The organism is Candidatus Desulfolinea nitratireducens (assembly GCF_982879505.1).
On the sequence record NZ_CEYOSI010000069.1, the window covers coordinates 1 to 15,572 of the forward strand.

The 15,572-nt window shown below is 47.6% G+C and carries 15 protein-coding genes; 3 read left to right on the forward strand and 12 right to left on the reverse strand.

Annotated elements, in window-relative coordinates:
• Positions 1-126: 126 nt before the first annotated feature.
• The gene (locus tag AC3DOM_RS07900) at positions 127-2,046 is read left to right on the forward strand and encodes a sugar phosphate nucleotidyltransferase (protein ID WP_487918496.1); all 1,920 of its coding nucleotides are present in this window, start codon (positions 127-129) and stop codon (positions 2,044-2,046) included.
• Between the two features lie 100 nt (positions 2,047-2,146).
• Here the strand turns inward: AC3DOM_RS07900 and AC3DOM_RS07905 are convergent, their stop codons facing one another.
• The 9 genes from AC3DOM_RS07905 to AC3DOM_RS07945 form a co-directional block, all read right to left on the reverse strand.
• Positions 2,147-3,517 carry an HlyD family secretion protein gene (locus tag AC3DOM_RS07905; RefSeq protein WP_487918497.1) on the reverse strand — a complete coding sequence of 457 codons (1,371 nt, stop codon included), beginning with the start codon at positions 3,515-3,517 and terminating at the stop codon, positions 2,147-2,149.
• A gap of 61 nt (positions 3,518-3,578) precedes the next feature.
• Positions 3,579-3,947: a four helix bundle protein gene (locus tag AC3DOM_RS07910; protein WP_487918498.1), complete on the reverse strand. Its 369-nt coding sequence runs from the start codon at positions 3,945-3,947 to the stop codon at positions 3,579-3,581.
• A gap of 64 nt (positions 3,948-4,011) precedes the next feature.
• Positions 4,012-4,944, reverse strand: a complete 933-nt coding sequence (locus tag AC3DOM_RS07915; protein WP_487918499.1) for an ABC transporter ATP-binding protein — start codon at positions 4,942-4,944, stop codon at positions 4,012-4,014.
• 4 nt (positions 4,945-4,948) lie between these two features.
• The gene (locus tag AC3DOM_RS07920; RefSeq protein ID WP_487918500.1) at positions 4,949-6,073 is read right to left on the reverse strand and encodes an ABC transporter permease; all 1,125 of its coding nucleotides are present in this window, start codon (positions 6,071-6,073) and stop codon (positions 4,949-4,951) included.
• An 84-nt stretch (positions 6,074-6,157) separates the two neighbouring features.
• Complete coding sequence (locus AC3DOM_RS07925; RefSeq protein ID WP_487918501.1) at positions 6,158-7,291, reverse strand: ABC transporter permease; 1,134 nt, start codon at positions 7,289-7,291, stop codon at positions 6,158-6,160.
• A 2-nt stretch (positions 7,292-7,293) separates the two neighbouring features.
• Complete coding sequence (locus tag AC3DOM_RS07930; protein WP_487918502.1) at positions 7,294-8,223, reverse strand: ABC transporter ATP-binding protein; 930 nt, start codon at positions 8,221-8,223, stop codon at positions 7,294-7,296.
• Positions 8,224-8,251: 28 nt separating this feature from the next.
• Positions 8,252-8,515, reverse strand: a complete 264-nt coding sequence (locus tag AC3DOM_RS07935; protein WP_487918503.1) for a hypothetical protein — start codon at positions 8,513-8,515, stop codon at positions 8,252-8,254.
• A 42-nt stretch (positions 8,516-8,557) separates the two neighbouring features.
• Positions 8,558-9,199: a class I SAM-dependent methyltransferase gene (locus AC3DOM_RS07940; protein ID WP_487918504.1), complete on the reverse strand. Its 642-nt coding sequence runs from the start codon at positions 9,197-9,199 to the stop codon at positions 8,558-8,560.
• A 16-nt stretch (positions 9,200-9,215) separates the two neighbouring features.
• Positions 9,216-9,812, reverse strand: coding sequence for a TetR/AcrR family transcriptional regulator (locus tag AC3DOM_RS07945; protein ID WP_487918505.1), 597 nt, complete (start codon positions 9,810-9,812; stop codon positions 9,216-9,218).
• A gap of 127 nt (positions 9,813-9,939) precedes the next feature.
• Here AC3DOM_RS07945 and AC3DOM_RS07950 point away from each other — a divergent pair, with 127 nt between their 5' ends.
• Positions 9,940-10,470 carry a hypothetical protein gene (locus AC3DOM_RS07950; RefSeq protein WP_487918506.1) on the forward strand — a complete coding sequence of 177 codons (531 nt, stop codon included), beginning with the start codon at positions 9,940-9,942 and terminating at the stop codon, positions 10,468-10,470.
• Between the two features lie 113 nt (positions 10,471-10,583).
• Here AC3DOM_RS07950 and AC3DOM_RS07955 read toward each other — a convergent pair whose 3' ends face one another.
• Entirely contained in the window at positions 10,584-10,793 is a 210-nt protein-coding gene (locus AC3DOM_RS07955; RefSeq protein WP_487918507.1) for a cold-shock protein, read from the reverse strand.
• Positions 10,794-11,227: 434 nt separating this feature from the next.
• Between AC3DOM_RS07955 and AC3DOM_RS07960 the strand changes: the two genes are divergently transcribed.
• A complete protein-coding gene (locus AC3DOM_RS07960) occupies positions 11,228-13,903 on the forward strand; it encodes an alpha-amylase family glycosyl hydrolase (RefSeq protein WP_487918508.1) in 2,676 nt (891 codons plus the stop codon).
• 41 nt (positions 13,904-13,944) lie between these two features.
• On the opposite strand, the gene AC3DOM_RS07965 is transcribed toward AC3DOM_RS07960, so the two are convergent.
• Together AC3DOM_RS07965 and AC3DOM_RS07970 are read right to left on the reverse strand one after the other, a co-directional pair.
• On the reverse strand, positions 13,945-14,703 hold the full coding sequence (locus AC3DOM_RS07965) for a class I SAM-dependent methyltransferase (RefSeq protein WP_487918509.1): 759 nt from the start codon (positions 14,701-14,703) through the stop codon (positions 13,945-13,947).
• Positions 14,703-15,407, reverse strand: coding sequence for a ubiquinone/menaquinone biosynthesis methyltransferase (locus AC3DOM_RS07970; protein ID WP_487918510.1), 705 nt, complete (start codon positions 15,405-15,407; stop codon positions 14,703-14,705). The genes AC3DOM_RS07965 and AC3DOM_RS07970 overlap by 1 nt, the downstream gene beginning before the upstream one ends.
• Positions 15,408-15,572 lie beyond the last annotated feature (165 nt).

A 15,572-nucleotide genomic window follows, 5' to 3' on the forward strand; every position in this document is an offset into this window, starting at 1 on the left:
AAAATAATTTGTCAAGAGGCAATTTTAGAAAAAATCCCTTATTATGAATTGTTTCAGGCCATATAAATTGGCTGGCTTGTTCTCACAATGATAAAATATGCATCACTAATATAATAGGGTGCCGAGATGAAAATTTTTGTTCCTGGACGGATCTGCCTCGTAGGCGAACACTCCGATTGGGCTGGTGGATACCGGCGCATAAACGGAGATATTGAAAAAGGCTACACATTGATTACCGGTACTGATCAAGGGATTTTCGCGGATGTAAAGCCACACCCGACATCACTTGTTCTGACTTCCACAGCCGAAGATGGAACCCGAAAAGGTCCAGTAGAAATTCCAATGGAGCCGAGTGCGCTCTTGGAAGAAGCGCAAAAAGGGGGGTTTTGGAGTTATATGGCTGGCGTAGCGTATCAGGTGCTCACACAGTATCATGTCCGTGGTCTGGTCATCGACAATTACAAAACCGATCTTCCCATTAAAAAGGGTCTCTCATCCAGTGCTGCTATTACTGTACTAACAGCACGTGCCTTCAACCGCGTTTACGATCTCAAGCTGACTACCCGCGGTGAAATGGAACTGGCATACCAGGGTGAAATTACTACCCCCTCCCGATGTGGCCGTATGGATCAAGGCTGTGCCTTTGGCAAACGGCCTGTTCTGATGACATTTGATGGTGATCGCCTGGAAACACAAGAGGTCCAAGTGCACGAACCAATGTATTTCGTGATTGTGGATTTACAAGCCAAGAAAGACACAATGGAAATCCTGAACAGGCTCAACCGCTGTTACCCCTATGCGGAAAACGAAGTTGAACAGGGTGTTCAGGAACTGCTTGGTCCGATAAATAAACGCATTGTGGCGCAGGCTGTGGATGCGATAAACGAATCCAGCGCCGAGCAACTTGGTTCGCTATTGACCGAAGCGCAGGCTTTCTTTGACCGATATGCTGCTCCTGCCTGCCCCGAAGAGTTGACCTCACCTATCCTTCACCGTGTTCTACGTTATGAAGCTTTTGAACCACATGTTTGGGGAGGAAAAGGCGTTGGTTCTCAGGGAGATGGTGCAGCGCAATTCATCTGCCGTACTGAAGCCGACCAGGATGCCGTGATCCAAATTCTTGAGCGTGATCTCCACATGCCGGGATTAAAACTAACTATCACGCCGCAACAAAAGGTTCGCAAAGCTGTCATCCCTGCGGCTGGATTCGGGACACGTCTTTTCCCCGCGACAAAAGCCGTTAAAAAAGAATTATTCCCGATCGTGGACAGAGATGGCATAGCAAAACCGGCTATTCTCTATATCGTTGAAGAAGCAATAGGTGCAGGAATAGAAGAGGTCATTATCATCGTACAAAAAGATGATCTCCCTGCATTCGAAACTTTTTTCAAGGAACAAATATCGATTGAAAATTACAATAAATTGCCCCCCACTTTCCAGGATTACTCACACCGCCTGCTGGAAATGGGCCGTCGGGTAACATTTGTTATTCAGGAAAACCAGGAGGGATTTGGTCACGCCGTTTATTCTGCCCGTGAAGCCGTTGGCGATGAACCTTTCCTGCTGATGTTGGGTGATCATATTTATCGCTCAACAAACGAGACGCAATGTGCTGGTCAACTTTTGAAAGCCTATCAATTGCGTGGGCATAATATTGTTGGTATGCGCCGAACACCGGAAGAAAAAATCAGCACCTTTGGCACATTAACGGGTGTTTGGTTGGATAATGAGCGTTTGTTAAACGTCACCGAGTTTGCTGAAAAACCTACGCTGGATTACGCTCGCACGAACCTACGTGTTCCCGGTCTGGAGAAAAACGAATATTTAACTGTCTTTGGGCAATACATTATCAAGCCAAAATTATTCGATTATCTTCAGGAACATATTAATAATAATGTCCGTGAGCGTGGTGAATTCCAATTGACATCTGCGCTTGATCGTCTGCGCCAAGAAGAGGGTTTCCTGGGGCTGGTGATGGATGGGCAGCGCTACGATATTGGCCTTCCAAATTATTATCTGGAAACATTGCAAGAATTTCAAAAATAGCAATTAGATTTTATCAAAACAAGCCCTTTGAATGGTTTCAAGCAAAAGAGCCGCGCGATTTTCTCGCGCGGCTCTAATTAATTTCATGACGCAAATATTATTACTCAAAAATTAAATCGGTTGGCATTCCCGGTTTCAACTTGCCATCTTTATTATTTACTGATAGCTTTACTGCGTAAACCGTCGTCTGCCTTTCCTCTTTGGTCTGCACATTGCGCGGTGTATATTCTGCCTGATCCGCGATCCGGATCACTGTTGCTGCGAAACTTTTTTCCGGGAAAGAGTCAACCATCAATGTGGCAGAGTCGCCGAGATTGACCTCTCCATAGCGATCTTCAGGGATATAGACGACCACGGTTAGCTCATCAAGAGGAGCGATGGTCATTGCCGCCAATCCGGGTTGGAGAATTTCTCCGATCTCGATGCTGCGGGTCAGGACGACCCCGTTGATCGGTGCACGCGTGACAAGTTTTTTCATCTGTGTCTCGAGCAGGGTGATTTCCGCCCGGGCTTGCTCAACGGCTTTTTCTGACTGCCCGAGAGCTGCTTCCGCCTGAGCAACATTGCTCTTGGCAACACTTACCATGGGTGAGAAAACCCCTGTTTGCAGCGAACGTAAATAATCCAGGGCAAGATTATAGCGCTCATGCGCAACGGCCAATTTGGCACGCTCTTTGAGTACCTCTCTGCTTGCCTCTCTGCCAAGCAGCTCTTTATATTCTTGCTCCGCAGTATCCAGCATCCTTTTTGATTGATCAAGAACATCTATCGCGGCGTCGATCACCTCATCAATATCATCGTCTTGATTGTCACGTTTATCGTAATTGGGATCACTTTTGTTGAGATTGTGATCTGATGTAGCTTGAGATCGTGAATATACATCACGCGCCACAAGATATGTCGCGCGGGCATTTGCCAGTTTGATCTCGGCCGCCAAAAAGTCGGTGCTATCCGCATCCAGAGCGAGTTCAGAAAAAGCATTTTGTGCAGCTGCCAGATCGGCTTCGGCATCATCCACTTCATATTGAGCGGCGGCGAACTGTTCTGCCTGGGTGAAATACCAGGCGGGCTGATCAAATCGTCCCGGGGCAGCGATACGCCAATCGGTGGTGCGATTAATTTCATCAGCGGTCAGGGCGGTGTCAAGGGCAAGGTTGTATTGAACCTTGGCGGCATCCAATCCGGCTTGGGCAGTTGCCTGGGCAGCGTGGGCAGAGTTGAGGGCCGCGTTCGCGGCGTTGAGTTGTGCCTCGAGCAGATCGCCTTCAAGGGTAAAAAGAAGATCGTCAGCTACCACCGTGTCCCCTTCATCCACAGCTATTTCAAGAATTTTGCCGCCAATCTCAGGAGCAATGACAATTGCAGTTGCTTCGATCACTCCGGAGGCCTCAAGGGCTGCATTTTCATTCGCCCCATTGCAACCGGCCAGTGCCAGCGTAAGAGTCAGGACCAAAATAATGATTTTCTTCATGGAATTCTCCTTTCGTAGAACGTAGAACGATGAATGCGGATTGAGGAATACTTTAGCTGCATCATTTCGCGTTTTTATTGGCTGTCTTAATGGAGGAAACAAAAATGGCAATTAGTTCATCAGTTTCCTTTTCTAAATCGCTCATTCTATCTTTTGACATTACTTCTGCCTCAATGAGCAGTTCTATCCAGAAAGCAGTTTCGTCTAATTCTTGCAAACTTCCTTCCATTTTGCTAATAAAATCTCGCGGGGATTTAGCTCGACTCGCTTCACGATATTGCGCCCCAACTGAGGTGCCGCTCCGCAAAATCTGTCTTCCAATTATGCTGGCTTCACTGCTTTTGGGTAAGGCTCTATACATTTGAATAATACGTAAAGCAAACTTTTTTGTGCGAACACGAAGGTCGAAAGGTTCTTTTTGAGTACTCATATCTTTCCTGATCTAAAGCAGGGTTTTTAATTCATCATTCTGTATTCATCATTTTGCATTTGTTTCACTTCATACTTGCAATAAATACATCTTCAAGCGAGGCTTCGATCACCGCCATCTGCTCGGTCCGGATCTCCGCTTTTTTTAAGATCGCCTGAATGTCATTTATTTTTTTCTCAATATTTGGCGCAACCACATGCACCAGTGAGCCATATAGCTCGACCTCTTTGAGCGGGATCTTGCCCGCCTTCTGGGCAGCACGTAATACTTTAACTGTTTTGATTGCGTCTGATGTTGAGATTTCGAGCACTTGTCCATCCATCATCGTTTCTTTGATCCTGGCAGGTGAGCCGCGGGCGATGATATTTCCACGCTGAATGAAAGCAAGATCATGACAATGTTCGGCCTCATCCATATAATGGGTGGTCACAAAAACAGTGACGCCGTCGGCAACAAGTTGGTAGAGCAAATCCCAGAAAGCGCGCCGTGAGATCGGGTCTACCCCTGCGGTGGGTTCATCGAGAAAGATCAATTCAGGGCGATGTAAAATCGCCGTACTCAATGCCAATCGCTGCCTCCAGCCCCCCGAAAGGTCTTTTGTTTTGGCATTTTCCCGCCCTTCCAGCCCCGCCATTGCGAGCGCGTCCTGGATGCGATTTTTCAGATCAACCTTATTCAACCCATAGGCTGCGCCATAAAATTGCAGATTTTGTTGGACTGTCAGATCGTTATACAAACTGAAACGTTGGGACATATAGCCGACTCGTTGTTGGAGTTCGGCCTGGTTACCCTTGACTGAAATCCCGAGAGCCTGAATTTCTCCCGCGGTAGGGGGCAAGAGCCCCAGCATCATCCGGATCGTGGTCGTCTTCCCCGATCCATTCGGACCAAGAAAACCGAATATCTCTCCGCGGGCGGCTTCAAAATTGATCCCGTTGACGGCAGTAAAATCGCCAAATTTTTTGGTGAGGTCTTTTGTAATTATTGCAGGTGTCATGGGTTTAATCCAGTGCTCGCCGGACAAAGCTCAGCGAGAAGGTCATGATGATCGTTCCAAGAATGACCAAAGCGAGAACGTGAGGCCACAAAACGTCCATCCCTGCGCCTTTGAGCAGGATGCCGCGGATTATCTCCAGCCAATGATGGGCGGGGACAATATTGGCAAAAAATTGAAGAGCCTTTGGCATTGATTCAACTGGCGCAGCATAGCCTGTGAACATAAAGTCGCTCATCCCAAAAAGCATGACTAGTAAAAAGGCTTGCATCTGTGTTTTTGAGATCACTGAAAGGACCATCCCTTTGCCCAGCTCAACGAGTAAGTAGACAAAGGCGAGCAAAAAGAGCAAGGGAAGCGAACCTCTTATTGGCACTTTGAAGAATAAATGGATCATTGATAACATGAGTACGAAATCTGTAAATGCGACGATAATGACTGGAATTGATTTGCCGATGATGATCTCAAGCGAAGAGAAGGGCATTACAAGCAGTTGCTCAAGCGTCCCCAATTCCTTTTCTCGTGAGAAAGCTAGTGCAGCGAAAAGCAGGGTAGTGAACTCAAGCATCAATCCCATTTCGGCTGGTGTGGTATAGAGCGCTTCGCTGAGTGCTTCGTTAAACCAGACCCGCAAACGGGGCGCAAAGCCTGAAAACTCATCAGAGGAGAGTCCCAGCCGTTGGATGATGATTTTCTCGTTTAACGAGGCGATAACGCCTTCTGTAGCGCGTAATGCTGCTATAGCGGGAACACTCTCCGCTCCGTTTAAGATCATGGAAAGTGAGGGGCTGCCGTTGGAAGCTGCCATCTCTTCTGCGAAATCGGGAGGAATGATGATCGCCGCAGTAATCTGGCCTCGTTCCAACGCCTCTTCAATTGTTTGGAAATCCCCAACCATGGCTTCCAGTTCGAAGGTTTCGGTATTCTCCAAAGAGATGACTAAAGAACGACTGGCTGCACTGCGGTCGTGATCCAAAACCATCAGGGGGAGGTTATTGATCGGGCGAGATGTTGCCCAGCCGACCAGCATCAATTCCAATACGCCGCCGAAGAGCATAAAGGCTGGCAGCCACCAGTCATTGCGCAGGTGGATGAATTCTTTTTTTACGAGGGCAAGGATTCTTTTTAGCATTAGGTTTTTTGGTTTAAGGTTGCAGGTTCAAGGTTTGAAGGTTGGGATTTTCTTCAACCCTTACCTTCTAACTTCCAACATACATTAGCCAAGTTTCTTTCTAAAAAATAACGCTGCAATTCCCGTAAAAGAGAATCCCAGAAGTACCAGCATCACTGCGTAGGGCCAGAGAATTTCCAGCCCGATTCCAGGGAGAAAAATGCCCCGTGTGATGATCGCATAGTGGGTTCCGGGCATCCCCAGCGATTCGAGCCTCATGATCTCTGGCATTGAGACGATGGGGAAGAAGAGGCCTGTCAGGAAAAAGCCGGGGAAGAAGATCATCAGGAAGGAGACGCCCATTGCGGCGGCCTGCGTTTTCATAAATACGCCGATGATAATACCCATGCTGATTATGGCAAACATGAAAAGAGCAGAGAGACCAAAATAGAGCGGGAAAGAGCCATTAAAAGGAACGTTGAACCAGGCCATTGCCAATAAGGGAAGAATGACAACATTTACCATCCCAGCGACAATATACGGGATCATTTTTCCCACCAGCAATTCCGCGCGCCCGACGGGAGTTGCCATCAACTGCTCCATTGTGCCGTGTTCCCGTTCGTGGGCAAGGGCGAGGGCAACAGACAGGGCCGGGAATCCGAGTACCATCGAGATCAAACCGGGGATAAGGTCGTTTCGGGGTTTCAATCCGGGGTTATACCAGGTGCGGATCCGCAAATCCAACGGTTGAAGTGATTCCTCGGAAAATCCCATCATCTGGATTTGATTAGAGAGAGCCTCGTTTGCGAATTTCTCTGCCCGCGCAGCAATATGTTCGACCGCAAACCCGCCGCTTTCTGGCTCTGTGCCATCAATGATCACCTGCATCGGCATCCCACGCATTGCCAGCAAATCACGGGAGAAATTTGGGTCAATCACCAGGGCCGCCTTTACATCACCATGCATCAGCAAATCTTCAATTTCGGCAATCGAGCCCACCTGTTGATAAAGATCAAGGTCGTTGCCAGAGATGATCTGCTGCACAAAATCTCGCGAGGTTGCGCTTCGGTCATAATCCAAAACAGCAATGGGAATATGCTGCAGTTCAACGGTGAGCGCATAGGCCATCAGTAAAAGCATCGCCAGCGGTGTGAATACGACCAGGATCATCGTGCTGCGGTCACGGATAATATGATTGAATTCTTTCCGCGTAATGGCCAGAATATGACGGAATGACATTGTTATTCCTCCAGCCTTTGGATGAGGGAAATAAAGGCTTCTTCCATGCGGACGGGAGCGATGCGCGCGCCCCGAAACTTGATTCCCTCTTTCGTTAATGCTCTGGTGATTTCTGCTAAGCGTTTTTCCCCATTATCGACAAGGAGGTGCAAGGCCTCGCCATAGGTTTGGGCTTCAAGGACACCTGGCAGCTTTCCGACGATTTTTTTCGCTTTTTGCCAATCATCGGTCAGGAACTCGACCATTTCTCCTGACAGCTCATTCTTGATTTTGCGTGGCGAGTCGCAGATAACCAACTTCCCTTCATAGATCAACCCAACGCGTGAGCAGCGGTCGGCTTCATCCATATAGGGTGTACTGACGATAATGGTCGTCCCGTTCAGGTGAAGATTTGTCAGGATATCCCAAAACTCACGGCGGGAGATTGGGTCGACGCCTGTGGTCGGTTCATCAAGAAGAAGGATCTTGGGCTCGTGGATCAGGGTGCAGGCGAGGGCGAGTTTTTTCTGCATACCGCCAGAAAGATGGGCAGCACGGCGTTCTGTAAATTCTGTCAACCGCGCAAATTGGAGCAGATTTTCGGTGCGCTCTGCAATCTCTTCGGAAGGGACATCATAGATCTCAGCAAAGAATCTCAAGTTCTCAAGAACGGTTAACTCAGCATACAAACTGAATTGCTGTGCCATATAGCCGATCTCTTTTTTAATCGATTCATGCTCCTTACGGAGATTAAATCCTGCAACGGTTGCCTCGCCCCCGTTCAAATCCAATAACCCTGCCAATAAACGGAGGGTGGTTGTTTTCCCGGCGCCATCAGGACCGACCAGGCCAAATAGCTCGCCTTTGCCGATCGATAAATCCAATGCATCGACAGCGCACGTCTTCTTGAAGTTTCGGGTCAATCCCTGGGTTTGGATGATCGCATCCTGCATCGGTTACCTGCTATCCACCGTCAATGTATTATTGATTTCTCTTCGCATAACGAATTAACCATAAAACGCCCAGTGCAACCAAAGGTGGCTCGAGAGCAACGCCAAGCCATTTCAGCGTATCTGAAAATCCCATCATCGGGATGACAAACCAATCGAGCAAACCGGTAATTACTGCGGCTATAACGGCGACAAGATAATCACCCTTACGATCATCTTTCCAGATCAACCCGGCGATATACCCAACGATCAAGCCAACGACGATCATTGCGAGGACTATATATAAAATTTCCATTTTCTTCTCCTTTTGTTTTGCGCAGGGAAGCCCCTGCAAAAATTAGCACTTTTTTGCTATAAATAAATGCACACTACCAAAACCACCGATCTCCTCATCAGTAAATTCAAAATAGAACTGTCTAAATATGGGTCCCATATCCCGGATAATATCTCCCATGGCGATCCAGGCTTTGGTCGCGAGCATCCCTACTCCTTTTCGGCTGTGAGGATAGTCAATATCAACCATAACCAGCATACCGTCCGATTTCAAAACCCGGTGCATCTCGGACATCGCTTTGAACCCATCAGGGTATGCGGAGAAAGCCATCGTATTTACAATTGAATCAAAGAACTCATCTTCATAGGGCAAGTTTTGAACATCTCCCTGCCGAATATTGGCTTTCTGCCCCCTCTGTTCCAACTTTTTCTGAAGCATCTCTACAAATTTCTCGTTGTAATCAATACCGTAGGTTTCAAAACGATCAGCATATTGAGTCAGCAAATAGCCTGTCCCGAACGAAACTTCCAGCACTTTGGGACCCTGAATATGAGGAATAGTAGTCTTTAGCCAGCGCCTCCAAAAGGGGAAAATCTTCGTCGCAAGATCATACATTCGCGCAAATACTGTATAGAATTTATTAAAATCTTTTGTAAACTCTTCTTTGTTTTCCGGTTCGCTAACGTAAATTGCTTCTTGCTGCATTCATTTTCTCCAAAAATTATGCTTTTAATCCGTCCATAAGCAAATCCATCCCAGAGTGGAGGTGCTTATCAAAATCAATGATCTCTGAGTCGTAAACCCATAACAGGATCGTGCCTTCAAAAATGGCGCCGATCGTAATGGCAACATCTTCTGCGTTATTTGCGTTGAAATCACCTGTATCAATCCCTTGCTGGATGATCGGTACGATCAAATCGAGATAAGAACGCAAATATGTCTTAAATGCTTTTTGGACGACACTCTGTCTGAAAAGCCGCCCCAAAAACTCATACATGATCGGCATCAACCGAGTCCAATTTTGCATGTCGCTAATTAACTGCTCGATGAAAATTGATAATTTTTCAGATGCAGGGCGGGGATCATCTTTCAGAGGTTGCAGTCCAGAAAGTTCACGTTCAAAGAGATTATCAAGCAAATGCTTGATGATCGCGTCCTTGCTTTTGAAGTAAAGATAGAGGGTCCCTTTGCTCAGATTGGCTTCGGCAGCAATATCGTCCATACGCGCTTTATCAAATCCCTGGCGGACAAAGACATTGGTGGCGGCTTCGGTGATCTGTTCTTTTCTTTCTTCGCTAACATCGGGTTTTGGGGACATGGATCTCCTTATAACTGACTGACCAGTCAGTTATAGAATACAATAAATGATACCTAAAGTCAAGTACTAATTTTCACATTGTTTTGCTATACTAATTAAATATTCTGGATGATGAAAGGATGCCTGAATGAATTTTCCCCTATCGTGGATTCCCTCTGAAAATTATAAAAAGATATTTTTCCCTCTCCTCACGTTGACAATAATCCTGCTTGTCATTCTACAGTTTCTCAATCAACCTTTGGTAAATCCCATTTCCCCATCTGGGATGGTCTCCTTTGAGCTGGCCGGCACAGCTGAAAATGCCCAAGCAATCATCGCCTCTTGGGACCCGAATGCTCAGCTTGCAGCAGCCTTTGGCCTGGGCCTGGACTATCTTTTTCTCTTTGTCTATGGCCTGACGCTTTCATTTGGGGTGCAAATGGCTTCTGGAAAACAGGGTGGTAAATTTGCTGCGGCAGGCATTTTTATCAGTTGGGGGATATTAGTTGCATCCCTTCTCGATGCAATTGAAAATTATGCTTTGTGGCGTATACTGGTTGGCGGAACGGCTGAGATCTATCCCCATGTGGCAGCCTTTTCAGCTACGGTCAAATTTTTCCTGATATTTGTGGGGATCGGGTTTGCGCTGGTTGGCTGGCTCTGTCCGAAAGAAAAATGATAGGGTTAAAAATGATCGAATGATAATCAGACAACATAGATAGTGTCTGGATCAAGTTTAAACAAGAAACGCCGTCTCAAAAAAGAACGGCGTTTTTTGTGTCAAGTTTTGAACTAGAGAGCAACTACGTTGGTGGCCTGAGGGCCTTTGGCGCCTTGCTCAACAGTGAATTCAACTTGCTGGCCTTCTTGCAGGTTGCGATAGCCATCGCCTGTGATAGCGCTATAGTGGACGAATACGTCTGGGCCATCTTCGCGAGCCAAGAAGCCGTAGCCCTTGGTGCCGTTGAACCATTTGACTGTACCGATGATACGTTCTGACATTCTGTTTGCCTCCTTATGGCAAAATAAAAAAGGTCGTCATGCGCAAGCAGTTCCACCGGACTGTCAAAATAAAATGGCCCGAGAAAAGAGCCTCGAGCCATCACTTTCTTCTTTCCATCGTGAACCTACACTGGCATCTTACAAAGCAGATAATAAAGGCAAAATCTTAAAAAGTCAAGGGGGCGTACAGGGGGTTTTTCTCTCAAAAAGGGATTAAAAATTTCTTAAATTCCTGATCTCTACCCTAAGGTAAAGGGGGAAAATTTAGCTTGCCCTCAGAGAAATTGATCGGTTGCGTGGAATAATCCAGCTTCCTTTTGGCCAGATTATATCGGGGATGGGAAAAAAATAATGAGATGTGTGTCATTAAAGATAAAAATACTCGAAATCGGGTATCATTAGGCATCATTCAAAATAGAATGCAAGGCAAATTAATGATCTTTGAATTCCACATCTCCAAAGTTACTCGTGAAAAATATCAATTTGACGAAAATCTTTTTGCAACGGATGGACGTGTTATCTTTGCAGATTTTGCGGCTGCGCGCCGTTTTGCTGAAAAACTCAGCGCGGGACGAGGAAATCATGTTCCAGCAAGCGATCTTAATGCGATGGGGTTATTAGATGAAGTGATGCATATCCTCATCCGCCAATATGAGATGGAAAATCCCGGTGTAATGATCCGGGCTACCGATTGGCTCGCAGAGAAGTTTGGCGAGGAGGCCCTTGATTTGAGCTTGCTACGGTTTAAAGAGGAATTTCCTTCTGCCCTCACCCCCAGCCCCTTACTATCTCCGCAGGAGGCTCCCGTTTTCGAGAAAGGGGAGCTATTGGAAGAAATGCTCATCCTCGCTCTTGAAAATGAAAATCCTGGATTGTCAGCATACCGCGAACTCGTTGACGATACTCCGCTTGGGAATACGATTTATTCAGAGATGCTGGGAACCTTGGAAACATTCTTTGGTTACGAGCCCGGTTATGGTGCAGGCAGGGAATCGTTGCTTCAAATCCTGCGCGCACCCACAAAGGCCTCGCCAAATTCGCTGATGGGGCAATTGGAGTATATTGTTGATGAGTGGGGAACGATGCTCGGAGGGAAAAATAAAGAATTGATCTTGCGCGGAATTGACTATCTCGCTGAAGAGAGCATCCGCGCACCTGGCGACGGTGGTTCTGATGGCACGGCTCCTGTCCCCGAGTTTTTTGAAGGTGACGGAGAATACGAGCATTTCAGCATGGACAAGGATTGGATGCCTCAGATTGTTTTGCTCGCCAAAAACGCCTATGTTTGGCTCGACCAGCTCTCAAAGCAATATGAGCGAGATATTTCTCGTCTTGATCAAATCCCCGATGAAGAGTTGGATGTTCTTGCCCAGCGTGGTTTTAGTGGGCTCTGGTTAATTGGCTTATGGGAGCGCAGCCGCGCATCGCGCCGCATCAAGCAGCGGATGGGGAACCCGGAGGCAGTCGCCTCAGCATATTCCTTAGACGATTATGCCATTGCCGAAGATTTAGGCGGACAAGAGGCGCTTAATAATTTGCGCAATCGTGCCTGGCAACACGGAATCCGCCTGGCTGCAGATATGGTCCCCAATCATATGGGTATTGACTCGCGCTGGGTCATTGAGCACCCTGAGCGTTTTCTCTCGCTAGCTACTCCCCCTTATCCGAATTACAGTTTCAATGGCGAAAACCTATCAGATGATGAGCGTGTGGGCATTTATCTCGAAGATCATTATTACGATCATTCTGATGCGGCTGTTGTTTTTCGGCGAACAGACAATCAGAAAGACGAGTCCACCTATATCTATCATGGCAACGACGGAACCTCCATGCCCTGGAACGATACTGCCCAACTGAATTTTCTCGATCCTGAGGTGCGCGAGACCGTTATTCAGACCATTCTCAATGTGGCAAAGCAATTCCCCGTGATCCGGTTTGACGCGGCGATGACTCTCGCGAAGAAACATATTCAAAGACTCTGGTATCCCGAACCAGGTTTGGGTGGCGCAATCCCCTCGCGAGCGGAGCAGGGCATGTCGAAGGCTGAGTTTGAGGCGGCAATTCCGCGCGAGTTTTGGCGCGAAGTTGTAGATCGTGTAGCCACTGAAGCTCCCGATACCCTGCTTCTAGCTGAAGCTTTCTGGCTGATGGAGGGATATTTTGTCCGCACCCTGGGAATGCACCGAGTCTACAATTCGGCTTTTATGCACATGCTCCGTGATGAAGATAATGGCGGTTATCGGCAGGTGATGAAAAATACGCTCACCTTTGATCCGCAGGTGTTGAAGCGTTATGTCAATTTTATGAATAACCCCGATGAAGAAACCGCGGTTGAGCAGTTTGGGAAAGGAGATAAATACTTCGGCGTCTGTACGCTGCTGGCGACCTTGCCCGGTTTGCCGATGTTCGGGCATGGACAGGTGGAGGGCTTCGGCGAAAAATATGGGATGGAATACCGCCGGGCCTATAGGGACGAAAAAGCTGATACCGGTTTTATGCGTTATCACGAAGAGACCATTTCCCCCCTACTCCACCGCCGTTATCTTTTTGCAGGTGTTGAGAACTTTTTGCTCTACCATTTTTTCAATGAAGAAGGGCGCGCCCTTGATGATGTTTTTGCTTATTCAAATAGAGCTGGCGATGAGTTTGCGCTGATTATTTTCCATAATAAATTTTCTGAGACAAGCGGGCGGGTCCAATACTCAGCCTCCTTTGCCGTCAAAGCCGCGGGCGATGAATATCTTGTTAAACGGACGCTGGTTGAGGGGCTGGATCTGGTGGATAAAAAGGGCTATGTCATCTTTCGCGATCTGGTGACAGGATTGGAATATATCCGGGCAATTGCAGAGTTGGCAGAGAAGGGGTTGTATGTGGAGTTGGGGGCTTACCAAAGACATGTATTTCTGGATTTTAGAACGGTCGATGAGGAAGAATGGAAAGCGGTAGCTGAGGCGTTAAATGGCGCGGGTATCGTATCAATAGAGGCGAAAAGGGAAGAAATATTTAAGGAAAAAGAGGCCGTTGATGAATTTGTCGAAAATACGACTAATATGATAGTTGACAAGAAACAACCGACAAAGAAGAAGGCAAAAAGAAAATTGAAGAAGTGACTTGTAATCCTCCACCCTTATACGATCTTCATGTCTATTATTTAATCTTTCTCCACCACCCAGAAATGTGACAACCCAAAAACTCTAAGCGGTGTTTTCTCGAGAGTCTGCATAGTCCAACGTAAGATTTTTCCAGGGACACCCAGGCGGGCGATGATATTGTCATAGGCCCCGAAGACCACCGTCTTCTCGATAAACTTGACGGGCAGCCCCTCGAAGAGTTTTACCAGATCACGGTGTGTGTACACTTCCACATGCGGGGCGAGCTTATCCCGCCATTGGCGCGGTAAATAATTTACCAGGGGGATATTCCCAAAGCGATATTTCCCGCGCCAATAGATACCATGCGTCTCAAAGGGGTAGCCGCGATTTGGGCAGAAAAGCGTTAGGCGTCCACCCGGACGCAGCGTCCGGACCATCTCGCGGATGGCTTGGGCATCGTCCTGGACGTGCTCAATGACCTCGTGGCTCAAGATCAAATCAAACGAATTGGATGGGAAGGGGAGATTTTCCCCCGCTCCATTCAGGATGCGGGGCGAAAATTGACCCGCTTCTGCGCTACGCTCGAAATCATATTCCAGCCCGAAGATTTCTCCGCCAAAGGGGGCGAGGTGTTCCACATACATGCCGACACCGCATCCGTTCTCAAGAATGCGACCGTTGATCCGATCTTCGGCAGCGTCTACGATCATTTTCAGGCGGCGTTCCTGCCCCGCGCGCCAGACGTAGGATGGTTCACCGCGCAGTGCGGCTTTATCCATATTTCGTTGTGTCGTTTTCCCGTTTTCCCGTTGTTTCATTATTTTTGCCCCCAATGAATGGCAACCGTCCCAAACATTTTCACGTCGAAGTTGATCCTCTTGAAACCCGCAGCTGCCATATGCACAGCTAATTCTTCGGCCCGTAGAAAACTCTTGGTCGAATCGGGGAGGTAGGTGTAGGCTTCACGTTCACCGGTTAGCAGACCACCAATGAAGGGAATTACATAATTCAAGTGAATGTTAATGAAGGGCGTGAGAATATTGGGGCGGGGTTTGGTCGTATCGAGGATGATGATCCGCCCGCCAGGTTTTAGGGTGCGGTATTGCTCTTTGAGGGCGTGCTGCACATCGGTCACATTTCGCATCAGGAAGCCGGAAACGATCGCGTTGAAACTTTTATCGGGGAAGGGGAGGTTGAGCGCATCTGCGGCAGACCAATCGAGGGGGCCGGTTTTTTGGCCGACGCGCATCATTTCAAGGGTAAAATCAGCAGCGACGGGCTGCGAATCAGGATACTGCCGAAGGGCCTCGCGCGCCAAATCCCCTGTACCAGCCCCAAGATCGAGCAGAGAATCTCCAGTATCCAGTTTGGCGTGGCGGATGACTTCACGTCGCCAATGGATATCCTGTCCGGCAGTCATGATCCGATTCATCAAATCGTATCGGCGAGCAATTTTGGAAAACATTTTCTGTACACGCTCTGCGCGTTTTTTGCCGCTAAGCTCAAGGGGGGTAGTAGACATGGCGGCTATTATACTCGTCTTGCGGCTTTTCTGACTATGTGCTAGAATTTTACTAGATTGAATCAATATTGAAAGCACCGAGAAGTGGGCGATCCCCACTTTTCTGCTTGTATGGGAGATTTTGGGGAACATGATGAGTAAGATAAATAACGATTTTAGCAAAGC

Excerpts from the sequence above, each read along its gene's own strand:
- AC3DOM_RS07940 (WP_487918504.1), bottom strand. The coding sequence starts at position 9,199 with ATGCAGCAAGAAGCAATTTACGTTAGCGAACCGGAAAACAAAGAAGAG.
- AC3DOM_RS07960 (WP_487918508.1), top strand. The coding sequence starts at position 11,228 with ATGATCTTTGAATTCCACATCTCCAAAGTTACTCGTGAAAAATATCAA.
- AC3DOM_RS07920 (WP_487918500.1), bottom strand. The coding sequence starts at position 6,073 with ATGCTAAAAAGAATCCTTGCCCTCGTAAAAAAAGAATTCATCCACCTG.
- AC3DOM_RS07910 (WP_487918498.1), bottom strand. The coding sequence starts at position 3,947 with ATGAGTACTCAAAAAGAACCTTTCGACCTTCGTGTTCGCACAAAAAAG.
- AC3DOM_RS07935 (WP_487918503.1), bottom strand. The coding sequence starts at position 8,515 with ATGGAAATTTTATATATAGTCCTCGCAATGATCGTCGTTGGCTTGATC.
- AC3DOM_RS07970 (WP_487918510.1), bottom strand. The coding sequence starts at position 15,407 with ATGTCTACTACCCCCCTTGAGCTTAGCGGCAAAAAACGCGCAGAGCGT.
- AC3DOM_RS07915 (WP_487918499.1), bottom strand. The coding sequence starts at position 4,944 with ATGACACCTGCAATAATTACAAAAGACCTCACCAAAAAATTTGGCGAT.
- AC3DOM_RS07955 (WP_487918507.1), bottom strand. The coding sequence starts at position 10,793 with ATGTCAGAACGTATCATCGGTACAGTCAAATGGTTCAACGGCACCAAG.
- AC3DOM_RS07950 (WP_487918506.1), top strand. The coding sequence starts at position 9,940 with ATGAATTTTCCCCTATCGTGGATTCCCTCTGAAAATTATAAAAAGATA.
- AC3DOM_RS07900 (WP_487918496.1), top strand. The coding sequence starts at position 127 with ATGAAAATTTTTGTTCCTGGACGGATCTGCCTCGTAGGCGAACACTCC.
- AC3DOM_RS07925 (WP_487918501.1), bottom strand. The coding sequence starts at position 7,291 with ATGTCATTCCGTCATATTCTGGCCATTACGCGGAAAGAATTCAATCAT.
- AC3DOM_RS07965 (WP_487918509.1), bottom strand. The coding sequence starts at position 14,703 with ATGAAACAACGGGAAAACGGGAAAACGACACAACGAAATATGGATAAA.
- AC3DOM_RS07905 (WP_487918497.1), bottom strand. The coding sequence starts at position 3,517 with ATGAAGAAAATCATTATTTTGGTCCTGACTCTTACGCTGGCACTGGCC.
- AC3DOM_RS07930 (WP_487918502.1), bottom strand. The coding sequence starts at position 8,223 with ATGCAGGATGCGATCATCCAAACCCAGGGATTGACCCGAAACTTCAAG.
- AC3DOM_RS07945 (WP_487918505.1), bottom strand. The coding sequence starts at position 9,812 with ATGTCCCCAAAACCCGATGTTAGCGAAGAAAGAAAAGAACAGATCACC.